General features: G+C 43.0%; 23 protein-coding genes. 5 read left to right on the forward strand and 18 right to left on the reverse strand.

The window, feature by feature from the left end; all coding sequences use genetic code 11:
* Nucleotides 1-143: 143 nt before the first annotated feature.
* Together VB077_RS06750 and VB077_RS06755 are read right to left on the reverse strand one after the other, a co-directional pair.
* Nucleotides 144-1,049: an acetamidase/formamidase family protein gene (locus tag VB077_RS06750; RefSeq protein ID WP_323414459.1), complete on the reverse strand. Its 906-nt coding sequence runs from the start codon at nucleotides 1,047-1,049 to the stop codon at nucleotides 144-146.
* A gap of 156 nt (nucleotides 1,050-1,205) precedes the next feature.
* A complete protein-coding gene (locus VB077_RS06755; RefSeq protein WP_323414460.1) occupies nucleotides 1,206-2,561 on the reverse strand; it encodes a glutamine synthetase family protein in 1,356 nt (451 codons plus the stop codon).
* Between the two features lie 220 nt (nucleotides 2,562-2,781).
* On the opposite strand from VB077_RS06755, the gene VB077_RS06760 reads away from it, so the two are divergent.
* The gene (locus tag VB077_RS06760; RefSeq protein ID WP_323414461.1) at nucleotides 2,782-3,735 is read left to right on the forward strand and encodes a sigma-54 interaction domain-containing protein; all 954 of its coding nucleotides are present in this window, start codon (nucleotides 2,782-2,784) and stop codon (nucleotides 3,733-3,735) included.
* Between the two features lie 242 nt (nucleotides 3,736-3,977).
* Here the strand turns inward: VB077_RS06760 and VB077_RS06765 are convergent, their stop codons facing one another.
* A complete protein-coding gene (locus VB077_RS06765) occupies nucleotides 3,978-4,382 on the reverse strand; it encodes a hypothetical protein (protein WP_323414462.1) in 405 nt (134 codons plus the stop codon).
* A gap of 532 nt (nucleotides 4,383-4,914) precedes the next feature.
* On the opposite strand from VB077_RS06765, the gene VB077_RS06770 reads away from it, so the two are divergent.
* Both VB077_RS06770 and VB077_RS06775 read left to right on the forward strand, forming a co-directional pair.
* Complete coding sequence (locus VB077_RS06770) at nucleotides 4,915-5,718, forward strand: hypothetical protein (protein WP_323414463.1); 804 nt, start codon at nucleotides 4,915-4,917, stop codon at nucleotides 5,716-5,718.
* A 247-nt stretch (nucleotides 5,719-5,965) separates the two neighbouring features.
* A complete protein-coding gene (locus VB077_RS06775) occupies nucleotides 5,966-6,151 on the forward strand; it encodes a ferredoxin (RefSeq protein ID WP_323414464.1) in 186 nt (61 codons plus the stop codon).
* Nucleotides 6,152-6,235: 84 nt separating this feature from the next.
* On the opposite strand, the gene VB077_RS06780 is transcribed toward VB077_RS06775, so the two are convergent.
* From VB077_RS06780 to VB077_RS06805, 6 genes are all read right to left on the reverse strand, one after another.
* Nucleotides 6,236-6,502, reverse strand: a complete 267-nt coding sequence (locus tag VB077_RS06780; RefSeq protein ID WP_323414465.1) for a CinA family protein — start codon at nucleotides 6,500-6,502, stop codon at nucleotides 6,236-6,238.
* Between the two features lie 103 nt (nucleotides 6,503-6,605).
* Nucleotides 6,606-6,824 carry a helix-turn-helix transcriptional regulator gene (locus tag VB077_RS06785; RefSeq protein ID WP_323414466.1) on the reverse strand — a complete coding sequence of 73 codons (219 nt, stop codon included), beginning with the start codon at nucleotides 6,822-6,824 and terminating at the stop codon, nucleotides 6,606-6,608.
* Between the two features lie 13 nt (nucleotides 6,825-6,837).
* Complete coding sequence (locus tag VB077_RS06790) at nucleotides 6,838-7,167, reverse strand: DUF2975 domain-containing protein (RefSeq protein ID WP_323414467.1); 330 nt, start codon at nucleotides 7,165-7,167, stop codon at nucleotides 6,838-6,840.
* A gap of 577 nt (nucleotides 7,168-7,744) precedes the next feature.
* The gene (locus VB077_RS06795; RefSeq protein ID WP_323414468.1) at nucleotides 7,745-7,999 is read right to left on the reverse strand and encodes a CD3324 family protein; all 255 of its coding nucleotides are present in this window, start codon (nucleotides 7,997-7,999) and stop codon (nucleotides 7,745-7,747) included.
* Between the two features lie 49 nt (nucleotides 8,000-8,048).
* Nucleotides 8,049-9,128, reverse strand: a complete 1,080-nt coding sequence (gene rsgA, locus VB077_RS06800; RefSeq protein ID WP_323414469.1) for a ribosome small subunit-dependent GTPase A — start codon at nucleotides 9,126-9,128, stop codon at nucleotides 8,049-8,051.
* Between the two features lie 152 nt (nucleotides 9,129-9,280).
* The gene (locus VB077_RS06805; RefSeq protein ID WP_323414470.1) at nucleotides 9,281-9,793 is read right to left on the reverse strand and encodes a nicotinamide-nucleotide amidohydrolase family protein; all 513 of its coding nucleotides are present in this window, start codon (nucleotides 9,791-9,793) and stop codon (nucleotides 9,281-9,283) included.
* Nucleotides 9,794-9,967: 174 nt separating this feature from the next.
* On the opposite strand from VB077_RS06805, the gene VB077_RS06810 reads away from it, so the two are divergent.
* Nucleotides 9,968-10,735 carry a GDSL-type esterase/lipase family protein gene (locus VB077_RS06810; protein ID WP_323414471.1) on the forward strand — a complete coding sequence of 256 codons (768 nt, stop codon included), beginning with the start codon at nucleotides 9,968-9,970 and terminating at the stop codon, nucleotides 10,733-10,735.
* A 72-nt stretch (nucleotides 10,736-10,807) separates the two neighbouring features.
* Here VB077_RS06810 and VB077_RS06815 read toward each other — a convergent pair whose 3' ends face one another.
* The 6 genes from VB077_RS06815 to VB077_RS06840 all read right to left on the reverse strand — a co-directional run bounded on the left by VB077_RS06815 (nucleotide 10,808) and on the right by VB077_RS06840 (nucleotide 17,485).
* Nucleotides 10,808-11,815 carry an aliphatic sulfonate ABC transporter substrate-binding protein gene (locus tag VB077_RS06815; RefSeq protein ID WP_323414472.1) on the reverse strand — a complete coding sequence of 336 codons (1,008 nt, stop codon included), beginning with the start codon at nucleotides 11,813-11,815 and terminating at the stop codon, nucleotides 10,808-10,810.
* Nucleotides 11,794-12,564 carry an ABC transporter ATP-binding protein gene (locus tag VB077_RS06820; RefSeq protein WP_323414473.1) on the reverse strand — a complete coding sequence of 257 codons (771 nt, stop codon included), beginning with the start codon at nucleotides 12,562-12,564 and terminating at the stop codon, nucleotides 11,794-11,796. The genes VB077_RS06815 and VB077_RS06820 overlap by 22 nt, the downstream gene beginning before the upstream one ends.
* A 2-nt stretch (nucleotides 12,565-12,566) precedes the next feature.
* The gene (locus VB077_RS06825) at nucleotides 12,567-13,340 is read right to left on the reverse strand and encodes an ABC transporter permease (protein ID WP_323414474.1); all 774 of its coding nucleotides are present in this window, start codon (nucleotides 13,338-13,340) and stop codon (nucleotides 12,567-12,569) included.
* Between the two features lie 75 nt (nucleotides 13,341-13,415).
* On the reverse strand, nucleotides 13,416-15,164 hold the full coding sequence (locus VB077_RS06830) for an NADH-dependent [FeFe] hydrogenase, group A6 (RefSeq protein WP_323414475.1): 1,749 nt from the start codon (nucleotides 15,162-15,164) through the stop codon (nucleotides 13,416-13,418).
* 16 nt (nucleotides 15,165-15,180) lie between these two features.
* A complete protein-coding gene (locus VB077_RS06835) occupies nucleotides 15,181-16,977 on the reverse strand; it encodes an NADH-quinone oxidoreductase subunit NuoF (RefSeq protein WP_323414476.1) in 1,797 nt (598 codons plus the stop codon).
* Nucleotides 16,978-17,011: 34 nt separating this feature from the next.
* Nucleotides 17,012-17,485: an NAD(P)H-dependent oxidoreductase subunit E gene (locus VB077_RS06840; RefSeq protein ID WP_323414477.1), complete on the reverse strand. Its 474-nt coding sequence runs from the start codon at nucleotides 17,483-17,485 to the stop codon at nucleotides 17,012-17,014.
* 269 nt (nucleotides 17,486-17,754) lie between these two features.
* Here VB077_RS06840 and VB077_RS06845 point away from each other — a divergent pair, with 269 nt between their 5' ends.
* A complete protein-coding gene (locus VB077_RS06845) occupies nucleotides 17,755-18,465 on the forward strand; it encodes a DUF2225 domain-containing protein (protein ID WP_323414478.1) in 711 nt (236 codons plus the stop codon).
* Between the two features lie 93 nt (nucleotides 18,466-18,558).
* Here the strand turns inward: VB077_RS06845 and aroD are convergent, their stop codons facing one another.
* From aroD to VB077_RS06860, 3 genes are all read right to left on the reverse strand, one after another.
* Nucleotides 18,559-19,317 (reverse strand): type I 3-dehydroquinate dehydratase, encoded by a 759-nt coding sequence (aroD, locus tag VB077_RS06850; protein WP_323414479.1) that lies wholly within the window; start codon nucleotides 19,315-19,317, stop codon nucleotides 18,559-18,561.
* A 161-nt stretch (nucleotides 19,318-19,478) separates the two neighbouring features.
* Entirely contained in the window at nucleotides 19,479-21,824 is a 2,346-nt protein-coding gene (locus VB077_RS06855; RefSeq protein ID WP_323414480.1) for a hydratase, read from the reverse strand.
* A 114-nt stretch (nucleotides 21,825-21,938) separates the two neighbouring features.
* Complete coding sequence (locus tag VB077_RS06860) at nucleotides 21,939-22,574, reverse strand: fumarylacetoacetate hydrolase family protein (protein WP_323414481.1); 636 nt, start codon at nucleotides 22,572-22,574, stop codon at nucleotides 21,939-21,941.
* Between the last annotated feature and the right edge of the window lie 12 nt (nucleotides 22,575-22,586).

The raw sequence follows: 22,586 nt of genomic DNA on the forward strand, positions 1-22,586 counted from the left end.
CACAAATCCCATTTTTGCAACTTATTTCCACTATATTTTGGAAATGGGTAGGTTTTTTATTGCCTTTTTTAGGTTAACTAGCATCCTGAAAAGATTGACCGAAATTTTTAAGGTCTTGACATATTACCGAAGGACTCATACCCTCATTCGAGAGTGATTCCCAACTGTTTTAAATAGTGTAAATTAAGCTCGAAACGAACCGTCTTCAGCGGGTCAACGACCTGGCAAACTTGCAAATTACCCGCAAGGCTAAGCAAATTGATCGCATCATATTCGTTGAACGTGCCATGAGTCATCGTTGTCAGTAGATCCACGAGATTACGAGTAGCATCCAAAACCGCTTCATCCAGCGTATTTGCTGACGCGATCACGTACACAGAAAAAGCGGTTTTAGCTAAAGGCAATGGCAGTTGACAGTCTTTGAGCACTGAAACGGTGACCGTAACCTCACCTTGGACTTCCAACCCACAGACTGAAACTTCCCCATCGCCCATCACAGCATGCAAATCGCCCATCGCTAACAAGGCCCCTGGAACATTAACCGGCAAATAAAGTGTGGTGCCTTCTCCGATTATCGTGCAATCCATATTCCCGCCATGTTCACCGGGTGTGCCGCAGGATACGGGATCACCTGCAGGAGCCGTTCCGATAACCCCAATCATTGGTTTAAGAGGGAGTTCAACCTTTCCTTCATATACTGCCTTACTGTCCCGAATGGGGATAAGACGAATCGCATTTTGGGTTAGCCTGTCTCCAATCATCCCTACATCAGGCCCAGTCATCATGACACCATGATCGGCTATGCCGATTTTCTCGATTGTAACCTTCAAAATATCACCCGGTTGGGCCCCTTGAACATAAACCGGACCGGTAGCGGGATTAATCCTATTCCAATCAAGGGTCTCAAAATCCGTATCAGTCGACTTGATCTGATTTTCAAAGCAGTCACAAGTCTCAAAAAGGACGGTTGCTCCATCTTCCACCCGTTGTACAGGTTGGTTCAATGCTGACATAGCATAGATAATTTGATTGCGTTTAATACGATACATTTCAAACTCCTCTCCGAATCCCCGGTAATTCCGGTGTATTCTCCCAAAATAAACGTTTAAATATTTTATGATAACTTAAATTGGTCATCTCGCATTTCACCCTTAGAGCGAGGGCCAAACTCAAGAGTGAAGCCGAAATGCCAAAATATTACTTGTTTAATAAAGATCAAGATACTCTTTATACTCCCAGTCGGTGACTGCAGCCTCATACCTTTCCCATTCCGTCCGACGCATCAAGATGTAGTAACGAATATACTCTTCACCCAATGTCTCCCGAAAGAAATCATCGTCCTCCAAAGCGGCTAAGGCTTGGGGCATTGAGCGCGGCAAACGCGGAAATTCCCGAGCATAGGCGTCTTGCCTAGCCAATGCGGGAGGCGGTTCAATGTGTTGTCTAATACCATCTAAACCGGCAGCCAGCATGGCTGCCAAAGAAATATACGGATTGGTATCCGCGCCAGGCAAGCGGTTTTCCAAGCGGGTGTTTTCTCCCCGCTGTTGAGGAATGCGGAGCATCGCTCCTCGGTGTTCGTAGCCCCAGGTCACCGTTGTAGGAGCAAACGTATAGGGTTGCAGCCGTTTATAGCTATTGATGGTCGGATTGCACAAAGCGCATAAAGCCTTGGCATGCTTGATCTGTCCACCAATAAACCAGCGGCAAAGCTTCGATAAACCATCCGGTTGATGCAGGTCAAAAAAAACATTGTGGCCATTCTTATCAAACAAGGAGAGATGGGTATGTGCCCCACTTCCACTCGCCGAGGTGACAGGCTTACTCATAAATGTGGCCTTATACCCCTTGTGTTCAAGAATTTCTTTAATAATCGTTCGATAGTAGAAAGCCATGTCGGCAATTTCTAAACCCCAAAATGGCGAATTCGTCACTTCAAATTGCCCCGACCCATATTCCGTATTGGCAACTTCCGGTCCCGCGCCCATTTCTGTTAAGGCAAACAGAACGGAAGTAATGATATCTTCTACTTTCGCCTGTGTAACCTCGGAAAAACATTGCAATCCGGTCCATACCGGTTCTAAAGATTGAAAATCTGTACGTTGTCCATCCGCCCGAAAAACATAGAATTCATACTCAAAGGCACCATAAACTCGATAGCCATCCTGAGCAAAATTATTTAAAACTCGCCGTAAGATGTGACGGGGCGAAATGGGTACGGGTTGACCATCGGGTAAAAATATATCGGAAATAACATGAGCCATCCCAGGCGACGTCGGCAGGATTCCAAAGGTCGCCAGATCGGGTTTTAACACCCAGCTTGGATATCCACCATCAAAGCCCTCTCCTGCTTCCGGCAGCAGCTTGGCAGAAGTATCCATCGAGAACATGGCTGAAGGATAGGATAAAGAACCTTGCATCACCTGTTCCAGGAAATACCTTGTAGGGACATAACGCGCACGCTGGATATTTGAAGGATCATGAAAAGTCACCCGAATTGTATGAATCTGTTTTTCATGAAGCATTTGAGTAATATGACTGCTTAAATCCGATGTAGCCAAGGTTCACACCCCCTTTCGTGTAAAGTTTAAAATAAAAAGTATCGATGCATAACTTGAAATTTTACATAATTTCTTCTCGGTGTGTTATAAAATATATGCAATTTCTGTACCACAGTATTAGTACACGTACCACGCACAGAATAACCGGATCCTAAGACAGATGTCTTTCCTCAATAGACATCCGGCAACTAATGGTTTAAAATAGAACCAGGTGATGATAATGTTGAACCAAGAAATAATAGCCCAAAGCCAAGAATTTGCTTCCCTTCTTGACCGCGCACAGCGTATTGCACTGTTTCCTTCCACTGTCTTACTAGAAGGAGAAACAGGAGCCGGCAAAGAGGTTGTCGCGAATTGGATTTACCGTCATAGTCCCCGTGCTTCTTTCCCCTTTATAAAGATTAATTGTGGAGCGATACCGGAAACCCTTTTAGAATCGGAGCTTTTTGGTTATGAGAAGGGCGCCTTTACGGGAGCGAAAAACGAAGGAAATCCAGGTCTCTTTGAGCTAGCGGATAAAGGTACGCTTCTTCTCGATGAAGTCGGTGAGCTCTCTCTTGCTATGCAGGTTAAATTATTACGTGTCCTGCACGACCGAGAAATTCGTCGTGTCGGTGGGAGTTGGTCCAGAACCGTCGATGTGAGGGTAATCGCCTGCACGAATAAGAATCTTCAAACCATGGTTGAACAACACCTGTTTCGGGAGGATCTCTTTTATCGTTTAAACGTCGCCTATCTCTATGTTCCACCCTTACGTGAACGAAGAGAGGATATTCTCCCTTTACTGAATCACTTTCTAAATGAAATCATGGAAGAATTCAAAATCAATCGGCGGTTCAGTAATGAAGCATTGAATTTCATTCTTAATTATGACTACCCCGGAAATGTCCGTGAGTTGCGCAACCTTGTTGAAGGGCTATGTGTAAGCGCAGAGTCAGAGCTTATTACTCTTGATTCTGTTGTAAACCGTTTACGGCCCAGTTCTTGCAGTCCATTGACGAACCACGTGAGTAGTAATCTTCAAGCACAATTAGATGCTGCGGAAAAAACGATTATCCAACAGGCCCTACTGAAAAGCCCAAGCATTCGCCAAGCGGCCAAGATTTTAGGTATTAGCCACGCTACATTGTTGCGTCGTATGCAAAAATACGACCTGAAATCCAAGTCAGTTTAGAAAGCATTAGAAATACACCGTGCTCATTTCATTGAGCACGGTGTATTTTTTTCGCTTACATTCGGCAAGAATAGCCGTAATCTTTATTGGGCGAGAGCCGAACAACTTGCCGCTCGCTGATCACCCCGTAATAGCGAGCATTCTAAATATTCTTATACATTCGAACTTATAACAAGAAAAGAAAAGAAAAAAGCTAGATGATATTGCCCTTAATAAGCATGCCATCTAGCTTTTTTCTATACCTATTGATTTGTATACTTTAAATCCATATTTTCGATCTGTCCATTCCATTCTATTTTCGCCTTTATAACTAAATCTTTATTTGGATAAGGGCCTTTACTGGAAGTATTCGTTAATTCAATATACCCTCTTGGGGGGAGGTCAATACTGCCATTTACCCCTACATATGGACTGGCTTCAAAGGCATATTTAACGAGTCCTACAGACTCTACATCAGTTCCCTTGTAGCTTATTTTACCTATATTTGTTTGAGATTGACCTTGTGAAATTGAATAATTCGCTATCCAATGCTCACTTTCACCTATAAAGTTCATGCTTCGTGAACCAGAGGAATTATTACAACCTGTAATTGCAAATAAAAAGATTAAAGTAAATAAGAATCCCAAAGAACGTGATAGCTTCGTCATTATTACACCACCATCCAAATAAGAATTAAACTTAAATTGCTATTTCTAATATAACTAAAATTTATCTATTATTGGGGGGATTTAAAAGACTATCTTTTTATTAATTTTATTATTCCTATTACTACAGCAAGCATTACTATTCCCCACAAAAAGAAAATCCACAAAGGCAAAGAGCCAAAACCTATTTCCATAAGTCCACCTCCCCCCTATCGGCATGTTATCCATCGTCATACCTCCATTTAATTTCATGATAGGCTGTTTTTTTCCTGTCTTCGGTGTACGAAATTTCTTATTGCATGGTCTAATTCTCGTTTTCTCAGCTTCATTGAGTAAGGATATATATGTAAATTTAGACAGTGAAGAACATATCACCTTCTTTTTGTAGAAATATTCGGAAGGGAAAAGAGAAACCGGACAATATCACCCTTGACGGAATATCATCCAGTTTTTTATATCACTAATGTGATGGTAATTGCGATTCAATGCAGATCCGTTATAATAAATAACATAGAAGGCGCAGGAGGGTAGCCCTATGAGCAATAAACCGAGCCCAATAAGCGTAATAGTAATTTTCGCGATCATGACCGTTCTGGTCATTTCAATCGTACAAGCACGTACGAAACCTATACCCGGGCCGCTTTACCCGGCGGAGGACAAAGCTGCCGAAGAAGATCTAACGGAAATTAAAGCCTTAGCCGACACCTGGGCCAATGCTTATAGCGAGAGAGACGGAGATACTTTATACCGTCTGTGTAAGAATAATGACTTATTTACGGCGATAGGCGGCTACAGCTTTGAAGATGGCAGGCATGGCTTTGGCATGTCCAGTCCCTGGCCCTGGGACAAAGATCATAAAATCGTTCTGGGTAATGGAATTATCGACATTTATTATTATTTCCGCGCCTCCGACCCTCATATTTGGGTACACAAAGAAACCTTGACCTATGAAAAACTGGACAGTGTCTACCAGGTAGCCGACGAAACAATGATAATGCTGGAGCCGTCAGCGAAGAAAGTCTTTATCGATGCCTACCAATACGGTCTTCCTGATTTTGCAGGGTTTTCAACGGCATATCAACTGCACGCGGATTCCGATCCTACCCAAGCCGAGATATATTGTGATCCGGCAAATGCGGCTCAGAACCAACTGAACATCAGCCACGCTACCGCTCAGGTTGAGTATTTGAACGAACCCGGAACCGCACGCGTCACCTTCGTTTGGCCCGATGGTAGCGTGAAGGTTTTGATGCGACAACCGAAAGTACATGGCGATTCGGGGATCTGGGTAGTCGAACAGGTGCTGGATCAATTTCCAAGTTCAGAAAAGGAGCCATAAAAAACCGTTTGGGCTATATCTAAGCGTTTATGATGATTTGGACTTGGCAAGGAATCGTTGCTCGGATACCCAAGTAATAGTAATACCACAGGTTCAATGTTTTGTGGAATTTGAAAAGTTTCTCCATAAGCGAAACTTCCATTATCGAATTGCTAATTGACTTTACCTGATAAATTGTATATGTTAGAACACGAAATACATGACCCCAATGTCATCGGCAAGCACATAGAAAGGGAGGTGAATTATCATGTATGCAACTATAGAATCTGGCTGCATTGGTTGTGGCTCCTGCGAAGCCTTATGCCCGGAAATCTTTCGGTTGAATGATGACGGACTGGCTGAAGCTTATGTTAATCCTGTTCCGTCGGAACTGGAAGAGAAGGCTAAAGAAGCAGCCAATATGTGCCCTGTAAATGTAATCATTTTGGAGTAACATAAGTTTTTAATAATGGTTAAACTGTAAATCAAAATATAAAGGCTCGGAAATGGTGATTATTTCTGGAGCCTTTATATTTTTCTATAGGGTTGAAGTCTTAGCAATCACCTTCCCTACTAAATTGATGACAGAAAAATAGACAACCCCTGAAACACTATCGTCATTATGTGGATCAACATTAGAGAACGTCCCGGTTACGCCGATACTTAAATCCGCTCCGGTATTTCTGAAACCCACTTTAGCCATAGCCTCTGCACATTCGCGGCTATAAATGCCGTATTCCTCAAAGGATATCTGTAGTTGTTTTATGGGGAAAACATGGAGTACCTTCTCGAAGGACTGATGCAAAAAGCAAACTTTTTAATAGATTGATTTAAATTTAGAAATTCCCGCCCCATGGTAATAAAAAATTCTTAATATCCTATTTGTTACCTAACTCCTATAAGAATTTTCAATCATCGTTATTCGTTAAAACATACTCTAGAATATCACCCGGCTGGCAGTTGAGATTTTTACAAATTGCATCAAGTGTAGAAAAACGAATTGCTCTTACTTTACCTGTTTTGAGATTTGAAAGATTAACAGTAGAAATACCCACTTTTTCAGCTAATTCATTTAGTTTAACTTTTCGTTCGACTAAAATTCTATCTAATCTTATTATTATAGCCACTCATTTCACATCCTCATAAAGTGGTGTCATATTCATTTTGTAGAAAAACTCCATATTGGAATATATCCGCCACGATAAATATGAGTCCCCCAACTATTACTCCACTCCAATGAATACTCAGTAAATCTATGGTGAATATTTTGGTTACAAATGCTGAGCATAAAATAGCGGCTAAGATTTCTGTTGATACCGAATAGATAGCTATAGTATAAGCAATCTTTTTTAAGCTTTTTGCATTGTTCATAATAAACGGAGTTTCTTCCTTTTTAGTGAATTTTAGAATATTGGCTACCTGTTTAATGCCATAAATAATCAGAGAGTAACTTAAAAGAGACGAGCCCAAATAGGTAATAAAAGCATATTTAGCACTAAAGCTATTACTATCTAAAGGTTGTATAACTTTAAATGGAATATAAATGGAAAAATAAGAATTATTATTGACATAATAGCGAATAGACCAATTTGAATTACCTTTAACTGCTGAAAATTTATCAGGTGAATCAAAAAGAAAAAAATGAAAGCAATTGTTCCAATGGTCAAGAGTATTAACCCGAGAATCAATATAAATATTATAAGTTTGTGTGTAATATTTGTTCTCTTTTTTAATGATAAAATACTTGCTTGAATTATAATCATCCCCTTCTTAGTTATGGCAGATAATAAAACTATTGTAATAGAATTATATTCGTTATTCAATAATAAATTAACGATTATCATTATATTGGGCTAATTTCGTCAATTCTTGGGATACATTATCGGTCCAAATTCTAACGACATAGATGACATTGAGATTGACATTGGGGTCGTACCTCATTATTCGTAACGAACTTTCACCGTCAAGTTAATCGCCATGCGTGGCGCACAAAGCAAAAGAGCGACATGGTTTAATCACCATATCGCTCCCTTTTAGGACTTTCTCTTCATATCTGCCAGTATTTCATATATTGTTTTAGGCGATAAAAAATCTCGAGTTGCAATTTCGTCAACCGAAGCACCGCCTTGATACTGAAAAAAATCATCTGGTTGCGTTCTTGAATATATTTCCTACTGTTTTTCAGCTCTCCCTTTTTGTTCTTTGCTTTTCGAGGGATATAAATATATTCACCATCAATATGCTTTTGTATCGCTTCTAGCAAATCAGCGGGAAAGACGCTCACTGCGTTTTTGTAACCCATTATGCCATAATAGCATGGAGTGATAGGTCAACTTCCTTTTTTAACAGTTTTATCTTCCGCGATGATTCCCTTTGGCAAACTTTCGGGCATTTTTCATGCCTCCAACGCCGCCAAACATTTCATTTAGCTTCATAGTTTCAATTTGCTTAAAATCAAGGCCGTTGTATTTAGCCTCTTTCTTAATCTTCTGATAGCTCAAAAGTCTTTCAACAGACAGTTTTCCGGCGCAAATTGCTTTTTGCACTGCGCAACCCGGTTCCTTAGCATGTGTGCAATCACGAAATTTACACATAGACGCAAGTTCGTCAATATCCGAAAAAGCTTTTGATAAATTAGCACTTTCTATGCCAAGCTCTCTCATCCCCGGAGTATCAATGACTATGCCACCATTTTTGAGCAGCACGAGTTCGCGTCTTGTGGTTGTATGTCTGCCCTTATCATCATTTCTTAGCCCATTGGTGTCTAGCCTTTCCCCCCCAATTAAACGATTGATGAGGGTGGATTTGCCAGCACCCGATGAACCAATAAACGCTATTGTGCGTCCATCCTTGATATAAGGCATTATCTGAGAATAGCCATCCTCGCTCATGGCGGTAGTAACAAGAACGTCAGCGCCAAGAGCGACAGAATTCGCTTCACGGAGCTGCTGTTCTAACTCGTCGGATAAATCCGATTTGGTCAGAACAACAACAGGGACCGCTCCACTAACCCAAGCAATGGATAGGTAACGTTCCAATCTACGCAAATTAAAGTCGTTATTCAGCGACATGCAGATAAAAATCGTGTCAATATTACTCGCCACAACCTGCTCATCATTCGACGTTCCTGCCGCTTTTCTGATAAAGGCGCTTTTTCTTGAAAGCACATGATGGATGATGGCATTTCCGGTTGCACTCACGTCCCGGTCAAGCATGACAAAATCGCCAACTGCCGGAAAATCAGACAGCGTTTTCGCTTCAAATCGAAATTTCCCGGTGACTTCTGCCATCAATTCTCCGCCTTCGGACATCACTTTATATAAGTCTTTAGCTTGTGAAAAAACACGTCCAACATAAAGGCCGTTGTATAAAGTTGATTCCGCTGCTAACCTATCGGTAAAACCTAATGTTTTCATATTAATACTATTCATTTTTAATCCTCCTGAAAGTTATTGTTATAACTTATGGGAGGTTTTTGTAGAAACTAGTTTACGCAAACCTCCCGGTTTGCCACACTCTCCGATGTACCATATTTAAACATAAAAAACATCTCCTTTAGTATGAATTTTGCGCTGCTTTTATTTTATTCCCCCTCATTATTTAATAGAGCGTTATAGATCGACTCAATAACCTCTAACACTCTTTTCAGCACGACTTCAGTCACGAACTGTTTTTGCTTAGACCTTTCCATAAGTATCGGTACATTTATTTTGCCGGCTATTGCCTGCTCGGCATGAAATATGACAGAAAAATAGACAACCCCTGAAACGCTATCGTCATTATGTGGATCAACATTAGAGAATGTCCCAGTTACGCCGATGCTTAAATCCGCCCCGGTATTTCTAAAACCCGCTTTGGCCATAGCTTCTGCACATTCGCTGCTATAAACGCCGTATTCCTCAATAATTTTGTCCGAAACACCGATAGCCCGCTTTTGCTGATTCGAGTAGGTAACATATCCCCCCGGGGTGATATCCGAAGCCCCTTCAACATCTGTAATGGTCGAAATGATATACCCACCGGTACAGCTCTCAACGGTCGTTATCGTTAAACCCAACTTTTTAAGTAACTCTACAAGTTTCTCTGCAGTCTCCAAAATCTTCCCTCCCATTTACATTCCCTCATTAATCATAGCAAAAGCCCTCACAGTAAGCGAGAGCTTTTAAAGTCTAACTCAAAACTTTGTTTAAAGAGGAAAAAAGAGGGTATTAGCGAATTAAAAAGTAACCTAAAGTGACTCAAACATAACATTGTCTAAGGAGCAATCACCTTGATCAAAAAAATAATGGCTTACACCCTGCTTATACTCGCTTGCATTACCATAATCGTCTTGGGCATCAGGATATTTCAAGCAAATCGAGTGACGACACCTAAGGGTTCGCCATCCGCCTCTGAATTATCCCAAAAATTAGCGGATACGGCTTGCCCTCTGAAAGTCCTTATCTTGGGGGATTCCATAGCCAAAGGGACCGGTGACGATCAGGGCCAAGGATTTTCAGAATATCTCCCCGATGAGCTTAAAAAGAGCACCTCAAAAGACATTATCGTAAAAAACGAAGGAATTGACGGATTAACGAGCAAAGGCCTTCTCGAACAGCTTCAAAGCAAACGCCTGAACCCGGCGATAACCGATGCCGATATTATTCTCGTCTCAATCGGGGGCAATGATCTTCTGAAGTCACTTCCCTCAAATCTGCTGGGGCAAAATGATGCTTTTCAGGGAGAACTCGCCGGTTATACCGATAATCTACGACAAACCCTAGGGCTGCTGCGAAATGTCTACCCCGATTCTACAATTATCCTGCTCGGACTTTATAACCCTTACGAAATATTAACCAGTGCCGAAAATCAACATCTTCTCAATGAGGTAAACGATCAGAGCCGCAAAATTATTGAAAGCGATGGCAATGCCATCTTTATACCCACCTATGATCTCATGAAATATAATTCTGCCCGCTACATCTCCAAAGATGGTTTACATCCGAGCGCTTTGGGCTATCAGGCGATTTCTAAACGAATCAGTCAAGCACTTAAATAAAAACTCTCGTTCCCACAGCCTAAGCTGCAGGGACGAGAGTTTTTCCCGCGGGTTCGTCGAGTCTCTAATAACTTATTGACTAAACGAAGTATCGACTAAATCGTTAACCAAAGATTCAACATCGACTTGCGGTTTGATAAATCCATTTTCTTGAAGGAAATGAGCCGATTCCTTGAGATTGCGGACCATCTCGGAATCAATTTTCGTTTGAAAAGCAAACTTCGGATACATTGCCTGAACAGCCTTAGGATCGAGATTCAGCTGTTTGCTTGCTATGTCGTAAAAGCTGTCTTTATTTTCCTCCGCCCACCGGACATTATCGTCATTCAATTTTAAAAACTGTTGGATTATCTCAGGATGACTGTTTACAAATTCGGACCGGGCAACGATGAAGGTCTGCCCGGTAATAAACCCTTCAGCCGTCATAACTAAACTGCCTTTCCCGGAGCTAATCACCTTAGATAATAGCGGCTCCGGCAAAATAGCGGCATCAACCTGTCCCGCCATAAGAGCGGCTACAGCATCAGGCGATTCCATGGAGACCATCTCAACATCGGATACCTTGAGATTTTCCTTTTTCAACGCTTTAACCAAAAATTCATGAAGCATCGTTCCTTGCTGCAAGGCAATCGTTTTATTTTTAAGTCCGGTCATTGATGTCACATTAAGATCCTTGCGAGCCACAATGCCAATTCCCTTTGGAAACTGGGCATACCCTCCGACAACTTTTATATCGTTGCCATTGGCTTTAGCCAGCAAGGCTGACACGTAATTCATAGATGTGCTGATATCGATACTTTTGGACGCCAGAGCTTCCAATTGAGATGGTCCGGCTGCGATTTCCGCCCATTCGAATTCAGTCCCGTTTTTTTGGAATTCTTTTTCAAAGTTATGTTGTTCCAAAGCAACAATTGCGGGAACATTGATCGGACGTGTGGAATAAGAAGCCTTCACTTGAATCGGGTTTTGGGCGTTAGTTTGTGTTTGCGAAGATGGAGATTTCATCGGCGTATTACACCCTGTTAGAGCTAATAATGTAAAAATCAAAGTGATAACGATCAATTTCCGGCGTCTATCCATAATCTTAACCCCCCATTGTTCTTAATTTCAAGATCATTTAAGATCTGATCTTTGATCAGTGCACGTTGTTCGACTGTGCTCTTCATAAGATTAAACTCTGAAATGATATGCCCCGGTGCGGCTGACAAGGTGATCACCCGTTGCCCTAAGCGGAGGGCTTCATCGATATCATGTGTAACCATAATCATTGTTTTTCCCGTCTGCTGCCACACCTTCTGTATCTCCGCCTGCAGATGCTTTCGTGTGATCGCATCAAGAGCGGAAAACGGCTCATCCAAGAGAAGAATTTCCGGGTTTACTGCCAGCGCTCGCGCGATGGATACCCTTTGGGCCATCCCCCCTGATAATTCGTCAGGATAAGCCTGTAAAAATTGATGATCAAATCCAATCCACTCTAAACACTCAGCGGCAATTTTGTGACATTCCTTCCTATCCATCTTATCCTGTATCCCTATGGCAATATTTTCTTCAACCGTAAGCCACGGAAAAAGCCGCGGTTCCTGAAACACGAAAGCGCGATGATGATTTGGCTTTCCGGCTTGAACTCCTTGAATCAAGATAATCCCTTCACTTTGCCTTTCTAAACCGGCAATCAATCGAAGCATCGTTGTTTTCCCACAGCCGCTGGGTCCTAAAATACAGACGAATTCTCCCTGCCGGACGGACAGATTGATATCCTGAAGTGCGGTGACTTTCATTCTCGAACTATGAAACGTTTTATGAACATGCTTCAATTCAAGTATTGGCATCGTTATTTCTCCTGCACTTGACCCCATGGAATGAGTCTTTTTTCCAGTGTTTTTACCCCATAGTCCATCATTGTCCCTAATAATCCGATGATAAAAATAGAAATGAAGATTTGTTCAGGTTGAGCCAAATTTCTTCCTTCCATAAGGAGATATCCAATACCGCGCGAAGAGTTGATGATTTCAGCGGCAACAAGGGCACGCCAACCATTGCTCAAGCCAAGGCGAAAACCTACAAAAAAATAAGGCGCGGCGGATGGAAGAAAAACCCGCAAGATTTTCGTTTTAAAACGGAGGCCGAAGATATTTGACACTTCTTTAAGTTTGGGATCTAGGGATTGAATCCCGAAAAACGTATTGATAAAGACCGGGAAAAAAGAAGCGTAAATCAGCACCGCAATTTTTGAGCTTTCCCCAATTCCAAACCATAATATAAAAACGGGAATCCAGGCTATAGCCGGAATCTGCTGCAGAAAAGTCAATGTGGGAGTGAGCAGCTTCTCAATGCGGGGAAACCCTCCTAATACTATGCCCATAGGAAAAGCAATTAGAACGGTTATTGTCATACCCAGCCCAAGACGATAGAGGCTGGTTAGCACTTGTTCCCCAATCTTCCCATTATAAAGCAGGTCAAGAAACGACTTAAAAATTTGCGTCGGCGAGGGTAAAATATAGGGATTCAAACGTCCGGATACCGCGAGATACTGCCAAATGAGAATGATTGAAATAGGAAACAGGAGACCTTGACCCCATTTGACCGCAACCTTTACATTTTTCATTTTTTTCACCCAGCTTAAAAAGTAAACCGCCAGATTAAACCAGCGGTTTTAACCTATCCCTATTTCAAATTTGTTTTAGTACTCAGTTTTCCTTTTGTTCGTATAGTGGGTATGCAATAACTCATGGGCCTTTTCGCCGTAGAATTCACCCAAGAAATCATGGTATAGCTTGAGGACATCTTCATTCTTATGCGATTTTCTTTTTACCATTTCTCTATCTTCACGATACAAGGCCTGGGCTCTTTTCTTGATAATCTCTGAGTCTCCGTGGTGATAGGGTTGTCCGGCCCCGCCAATACATCCGCCCGGGCAAGCCATGACTTCAATTAAAGCATAGTCACTTTTTCCCTTGCGAATATCTTCTAGCAATTTACGCGCATTTCCTAATCCATTCGCTATCGCAATTTTCACCTCTTCCCCGTTAATGGGTATGGAAGCTTCGCGGATCCCTTTAAAACCCCTTAATTCCGTCATTTCCAAATTCTCCAGAACGTCTCCCGTTAACCATTCGTAAGCTGTGCGCAAAGCAGCTTCCATCACGCCGCCTGTAGCTCCAAAAATGAGGGCAACCCCTGTTGATTCACCTAACGGACTGTCAAATTCACCATCATCCAGTCCGCTAAAATCCATTCCTGTTTCATTAATCATTATAGCGAGTTCCCGTGTTGTTAGAACATAATCAACATTCTGCACCTGATTCTGCGATAATTCAGATCGGCTGGCCTCGTATTTCTTGGCAACACACGGCATAACCGATACCACCACGATCTGTTCCGGAGCAATATTCATCTTATGAGCGTAATACGTCTTAATTACCGCACCCAGCATTTCATGAGGTGATTTACAGGTCGATGGGTTATCTAAGAGATCCGGGAATTGATATTCAAGAAAGTTAATCCAAGCCGGGCAGCAGCTTGTGAGCATGGGAAGTTTTCCCCCCTGTTGAAGCCGATGGACAAATTCCGAGGCCTCTTCGACAATCGTAAGATCGGCCGCAAAATCTGTATCAAATACCTTTTTGAACCCTAAATTTCTCAAGGCAGTCACCATTTTGCCTGTGACATTACTTCCGGCTTCCAACCCAAATTCTTCCCCCAAGGCGACTCTGACCGCCGGGGCCGTTTGGACAACCACATATTTGTTAGGATTATGAATAGCATCCCACACTTCATTGACGTTATTCGCTTCTGTTAAGGCCCCCGTCGGGCATACGGCGACACATTGTCCGCAAAATGTACACATCGTTTCGGCCAAAGGCAGACCAAAGGTTGGCTTTACAACCGTTTTAAACCCACGATCTACCGCGGAAAGAATCCCACAGGTCTGAACTTCATTACACATCGTCTCACATCGTCTGCATAGGATACACTTTTCCGGGTCCCTTATGATCGACTTGCTCGACAAATCCTTCGGATACTTAGACTTCTCCCCTTGATAATGCAGTTGACCCCTTATTCCCAAGTCTGCCGCTATCTTCTGGAGATCACACTTTTGGTTCTTAGCGCACACTAAGCAATCTGAAGGATGATCTGAGAGAAGTAATTCTACAGATGTTCTTCTTGCCTTCATGGCCCGATCGGTATTCGTTCGAATGACCATTCCTTCCGAGACAACGGTGGAACATGCCGGCGCCAAATTTCGTTTTCCTTCAACCTCAACCATGCATACCCGACAGGATGCAACATGGTTCGTTACATTCATATCCTTAAGCTTCATATGACAAAGTGATGGAATATTGATTTTGGCAAGATGGGCCGCTTCTAAAACGGTATACCCTGAAGGTACTCCGAGTTCAACGTCATTGATTTTAATATTTACATCCATTTTTAGTCCTCCTCCACTAACGTCTTACGATGGCCTTGAATTTGCACGTTGCAAAGCAAGTTCCGCATTTGAGGCATTTGCTTTGATCAATCATATGCGTCCCTTTAACTTCTCCCGTAATACATTGTGAAGGACAGGCTCTGGCACAAGCGGTACACCCTATGCACTTATCTTCCACGATATGGTACTCCAATAAATTCACACATACATGTGACGGACACTTCTTGTCCCTTACGTGGGCTAAATATTCGTCTTCAAAATACTCTAAGGTGCTTAAAACCGGATTTGGAGCCGTCTGGCCCAACCCGCAAAGCGCCGTATCTTTAATATAATGACCCAGTTCCTTCAAGGTTTCGAGGTCTTTTTCCGTACCCTGACCATCGGTAACCTTCGTCAGAATTTCAAGCAAGCGCTTATTTCCGATCCGGCACGGTGTGCATTTACCGCATGACTCTTCACACATAAATTCAAGATAAAACTTGGCGAAGTTAACCATACAGTCATCATCGTTCATAACAATCATGCCGCCGGAACCCATCATCGTTCCGATCTTTATTAAGTGCTCATAGTCGATTGGCATATCTAAGTGTGCTTCTGTAATACACCCTCCGGAAGGACCACCTGTTTGAACGGCTTTAAACTTTTTGTTGTCCTTTGTCCCGCCGCCGATATCATAAATAATTTGTCGGAGTGTTGTCCCCATAACCACTTCGATCAGGCCAACTCTATTAACACTTCCCGCTAAAGCAAAAACCTTGGTCCCCTTGCTTTTTTCGGTTCCGATGGACGCAAACCATTCCGGTCCTCTTAGAAAAATGGGAGGTATATTGGCGAAGGTTTCGACATTATTCACCGAAGTAGGTTTGCCCCATAATCCTTTTTCCGCCGGATAAGGAGGTTTATTGGTCGGCTCGCCGCGGCTTCCCTGAATAGAATTAATTAATGAGGTTTCTTCACCGCAGACGAAAGCCCCGGCCCCATAACGCAGGGAAATATCGAAAGAAAATGATGAACCCAAGATATTATTGCCCAAGAGCCCGCATTCCCTGGCTTGGCTTAAGGCCACTTCCAGTCGGGCAATCGCCAGAGGATATTCAGCACGAATATAGATATATCCGGTATGGGCCCCGATAGCATACCCTGCAATCGCCATGGCCTCAAGAACACTATGCGGGTCCCCTTCAAGGACGCTGCGATCCATGAAAGCTCCCGGATCGCCTTCATCCGCATTGCAAATAATGTATTTTATATCAGAAGGGCTGTTGTGAGTAGACTGCCACTTGATTCCTGTTGGGAATCCGCCGCCTCCTCTGCCCCGAAGTCCGCTCAATTTCACCGTTTCTATGACCTGTTCGGGAGTCAGTTCCTGAATAACCTTGCCTAACGCCTGATACCCGTCCCGAGCAATGTAGTCATTTATATTCTCAGGATCGATGACCCCGCAATTACGCAACGCAATTCTGTACTGATTTTTAATTTCTAAAATATCATCTAAGAGCTCTCCCTTAGTGAGGTGACGATTAATAATCTCGCGTGCTTTATCCTGATCTACATTTCCGTAAAGAACGGCTTTTTGTCCCGGAATTGCAACCTCAACCGTTGGCTCCGCAAAACACATGCCGATACATCCCGTTTTTACGAATGTTATATTATTAATCTTAAGTCGTTTTGCCTCTTCAACCATAACATCTAAGGCTTCCTTGGCACCTGCTGCTATACCGCATGTTCCCATACCCACCCGAATAATAATTTGATTGCTGTCGGGTTTAGCTTGAATCGCTTTCAGTTGGGCTACGGAATTAATTCTATCCATCTTACTACCTCCAAATCACAGAACCTATATGTTTCTAGCTAATCTGTAATAACTTTCTCACTTTCTTTCGTTCTACGCGACCATGGACCTTTCCATCGATCATCACAACCGGTGACAGGCCGCAGGCCCCGATACAGCGAAGCGTATCAATACTGTATTTTCCGTCAGGCGTTGTCTGTCCCGCCGAAATACCCAGCTGTTCTTCTACTTCATGCAAAATTCCCATGGAACCTTTAACAAAGCACGCTGTTCCGAGACATACATTAACGACATGCTCACCACGCGGGGCTTCATTAAAATAGGAGTAAAATGTTACAACCCCATAAATTTTAGCTTCGGGTATATTCGTTTTTTGTGCCACGTGGGACTGAACGATCCTCGGAAGATATCCAAAGATATCCTGTGCTTTATGCAAAATCGCAATCAAGCTGCCCTCCTTGACCTCAAGCGATTCAATATATTCGTCGAGTTCTCTAAACTTGGAGTCATTAAAGTCATTGGTACACATTGAAACCTCCACCCCTTCACTATTAGATATAATTAGATATTATTCGACATAATCCGACAACTCTTATTATTATACAATATATAATCAGTTATTGTTGCAAAATATTTCATTTTTCGCACGAGATTACCTACTCTGAATGTTGCAATAATGCAGAAGAAAAAAGAAAATGATTTTTGTACTGTTCAGATAGAGGGTTGTGTTGTAACATTTAGGTACGCACCTTTTTGTTGGGAATTATGGTGGATATTGAGTTGAGGAAGGTTATAGATATGGTTACAGATTTAATGCCCTTTTACGATAAGAAATTAACTTGCCCCTATTGCGGCCAAAGTTTTACAACAAAAAAAATTCGTTCCCATTTTTCTGCTCCGTATAAAACAGATCCGGATTTTTGTCCTCATTATAAAGACAACCTGTATAACTCACTTTATTATCATGTCAGTGTCTGCCCATCCTGTGGTTTTGCCTTTAATAGTGAGTTTTCCAAAGATTTTACATCCAGTGCTAAATATATGATTCAAAAAAACATCGCTGAAAAATGGAAAAGCCGGGATTTTGGTAAGTTGAGAGATGTGAATACTGCAATTGAAACCTTTAAGCTTGCCATTTATTCCGCATCATTAAAAGAAGAACGCCATTTTGTTCTTGGTGGATTATGCTTGCGCTTGGCATGGATTTACCGGCAGGAAAACCAACCTGAAGATGAACAGCGCTTTCTCAAACTTGCCGTCAAGGAATACGATGCTTCTTATCTTTATTCTGACTTTGTGAACTCATGGTCTCCCCTTAGGCATTTATATATGCTGGGGGAACTTAATCGCCAAATCGGTGAATACAAGCAGGCCATCAGCTACTTTTCCAAGATTGTGAATGATCCTGATCGGAATCGTGATCGCCTTATTCTGAACCGAACCCGGGAACAATGGTCACTGGCGACTGAGGAATATCGAAATCAAAATCCTGATGATAATCCTCAGTAATTGAAGATACTCTACTCATTAATAACGAAGGGAACTGTTACAAAATAATTGCGGCAGTTCCCTTCGTTTTCTATCTTACTATTCTTATTATAATTATGACCGATCCACAGATTTTCGGATAATCTCAAGAACACTTCGCACATCTTCTATCATCATCTGCCCCGGTGCCGAACTGTTTTCCCCAACGGCAAAGGTCACGGCCGATCCGAAAACACCGCCGATCATGCGGGTTATTGTTCCATACTGTCCCATGGCTAAACTAATAAGGGGGATATTTACTGTTTCCTTCGCTTCTAAAGTTAAATTAAGAAGATTTAAAACATCCTTAAGGTTTTGCGGCATAACGGCGATTTTAACCACATCAGCCTTTAACCGCTTCGCCTCCTTAATCTTTTCGAACAAGCTCTCAGCATCGGGTGTATACGAAAAATTATGGTATGAAGCAATGATCTTTGTCCGGCCGGCTGAGGCGGCTTGGCGCAGTTCTTCAAACGCTTCTTCCGGGTTGTTTAATTCAAAATCGACATATTCTATGTCTGTCTTCTGACAAATCGCCTTGAGCAGCTTTAATGCTTCCTTATCATCAAGGGGTACGGGCTGACCTCCTTCGCGAACCGATCGCTGCGTAAAGATAATGGGAATATCCCCGGCATCCTTTTTTATGGCTTGAGCGAGCTTGAGGACTTCGCCCGTATTCTCAATTCCTTCGAAGAAATCGACCCGCCACTCAATCAAGTCCGGGCACTTCTCCAGAACATGATGTAATTCTAAAAGGATAGCCTCCCGTTGTTTGCCTACTAAGGGAGTACAGATCAACGGCTGATTTCCCTCACCAATCATATGTCGTTTCATCCCCAGTCCCCCCTTGCCGGATCAAGCCTGTAGTGGCGGTTAGTCATCGGATAATTTCTAAGGTCTGCAACCCGCGGACTTCGCCGCCGGGTCGCAGACCCCCTTGTTTTTATTATTCTTCTTTGTTTTCGAAACCGTATTTGTTTTCGAAAATGTGCTTTTTACATACTATAAAAATTAATTAGGCAACCCTTTAAGATAATATCTTTCTCATCCGGAGTTAAATCCCTTAATTCCAGTGTTAGTTCGCGGACTCCATTCGGACCTATAACTTGAGCGATCATCGTTTCCTCGCCGTTGATAATCCGTTGGCGAATTCCGGGAACATACACATAATCCTCAGTCGTCAACTGAACCTCTAAAGGCCTGCTGAGCGTAAAGGGCAGCATTCCCCAGTTAATGAGATTGCTCCGATATCGTTTCGTTGCGTACTCTTGAGCAATATTCGCCCAACCTCCAAGAACCTTTTGACAGGAAGCCGCTTGCTCCCGAGCGGAACCGTCTCCCGGTTTAACCGCATAAACAACCGTTCCAATCCCGGTCGTGTTCATAATCTCTGTGAGACCGGCGGCAGTATCCACTTGCAGAACATGTTCCAATGCCTCTTTCAACGCTGCGGAAGGCTGGGAAGTTTGTGCCGTCTGCAACAGATTTTCACGTTCCTTCTCCAACGTCTGAACGTGTTTGGCTCTTCCCACATACTGCGGATCTTTTCGGGAGAGGGTGAATTCCGCTAAACGAAGCGGATTGGACCGATAGGATGAGGTTTCACCCGAAGGAATCAGCTCATCTGTCGTCGTAACGGGGTCATTGATGACCGAAGCCACTTTCAGCAGAAGGTTTTCCGGCAAAGCAATCATTTCCGGCCAATCGGTAATATTGGGACCGAGCTTTAACCCTTGGTCGGGTTTCGGATTGCCAAAGCCATTATAAACCCGTTTTTCGTAAATCCCGGTATCAAAGTGATAGGCGTGCGAAGGCACCGTAAATTCAATCTCTGTCGCCGAAGTTAAACGTCCGCCATTGGTCACGGTTGCGGCAACAGATCGGGCATCCATCAGAGCAACAGAAGAAATTTGCCCTTCACCCGGCTTCGATCCTTCCCGATTCGGGAAGTTCCGGGTCGTATGACGGATACTGAACTGGCCGTTAGCCGGGACATCCCCTGCTCCAAAGCAAGGTCCGCAGAAGGCCGTTTTTAGATTTGCTCCGGCAGACATTAAATCAGCGGTTGCTCCGTTTTTCATCAATTCCAGATAAATGGGCTGACTGGCCGGATAAACACTGAAGGAGAGATATTGATTTCCGACAGACTTTCCTTTAACAATGGCGGCAACATCCATCAAGTTCTCAAAAGATCCGCCGGCACAACCGGCGACAATCCCTTGATCAACCCTTATTTGGCCATCCACAATGTGATTCGTTAGGTTAAAGGAAATAAACGGATTGTTGATTTGCTTTTTCCCCTCTTCTTCTACTTTGTGCAGAATGTCATAGGGGTTTTGCTTCAGTTCTTCAATCGTATAAACATTGCTGGGGTGGAAGGGCAGCGCAATCATCGGTACGATCTTGTCAAGATCGATAATCACCATACCGTCATAATAAGCGACTTCACCCGGCTCAAGTTGCGCATAAGCTTCCGGTCTTCCATGAATCCTCAAGTACTCCTGAACTTTCTCATCGGTTATCCAAATTGAACTTAAACAGGTCGTCTCTGTAGTCATGACATCAACGCCAATACGGAAATCAACGGATAAGTTCTCTACGCCGGGGCCGACAAATTCGAGAACCTTATTCTTGACAAAGCCATTGGCAAAAACAGCGCGGACTAAGGCCAACGCCACATCCTGGGGACCCACTCCGACCTGCGGTTTACCCTTAAGGTAGACCGCAATCACTCCGGGGTATTGGATATCGTAAGTTTTTTTCAGAAGCTGTTTAACCAGCTCCGGACCGCCTTCCCCAACCGCCATCGTTCCTAAAGCTCCATAACGGGTATGACTGTCGGATCCGAGAATCATCTTGCCGCAGCCTGCCATCATTTCCCGCATATACTGATGAATGACGGCTTGATGGGCAGGAACATAGATTCCGCCATATTTTTGGGCGGCTGAGAGTCCGAAAACGTGATCGTCCTCATTGATCGTCCCGCCTACGGCATTGAGGCTATTATGGCAATTGGTTAACACGTAGGGAATCGGGAATTCTTTCAGACCGCTGGCACGTGCGGTTTGAGTAATCCCTACATAGGTAATGTCATGAGAAGCCATCGCATCAAAACGGATCTTTAATTGATCAGGATTTCCGGATGTATTGTGCTTGCTCAGAATTCCATGCGCAATTGTCTTTTGACGAGCCGTTTGCTTTTCAACGGCTCCAAGCTCGACAGGAAGGTCCTCGCGATTCACGGCAGAACCATTTAAATCAAAAAGGGTATTTTGATCCTTCGCTTCAAGAACCTTCTGCCCTTTAATAAGATATACACCATTATTGATCAGACGAACCATTTGTTTTCCTCCATATCGCAATAATCTATCACCCATTATAACATGCTTTAAATGTACCTATAATTCGAGATTCTATCAACTGTTTTCGAACATGTATACAATATTTGTGCCAGGTTATATCATTTTGGCGGAAAATTCTACTTTACAGCTGCCCGTCATTTTTTCCCGCCATTTGAGGACTAATTCATCATGGGGGGCAAGCGGCCCAACCCCCGCGGGGGTTCCCGTAAAAAGGATATCCCCTGCGTCCAACCCAAAATGCTTAGCGGAGAACTCCAGCAGTGTGGGTAAATCAAAAATCATATCCTTAATATTACCCCGTTGAACTTCTTGGCCATTTTTCTCCAAGGCAAAATCGTATTCTGCCATCTTCTCCAATCCTTCAAAAGGGAGCCAAGCAGAGAGCACTGCTGAATTCGGGAAACCTTTCGCCAACAACCAGGGATAGGCTTTCTTTTTTAATTCATCCTGAACATCCCTAAGCGTCAAATCCAAACCGATGGTCATTTGATCAATAAGAGCTTCTAAGGGGAGGTTAGGATCATAAGGCCTTGCCATATGAACAACGAGTTCTGCTTCATAATGAATGGCGCCTCGATCTCCGGGAAGTTGAATCACTTGCCCCTTTGCTTCAACTAAGGCATGAGTCGGTTTGCTGAACAAAAAGGGAGACGTGGGAATAGCATTATTTAACTCCCGGGCATGCTGCCGATAATTTCGTCCGACACAGTAAATATTTTTGATTTCCAAAGCAACGTTTCT

Origin of the sequence: Desulfitobacterium sp., from assembly GCF_034927245.1 — a bacterium.
Lineage (GTDB): Bacteria > Bacillota > Desulfitobacteriia > Desulfitobacteriales > Desulfitobacteriaceae > Desulfitobacterium_A.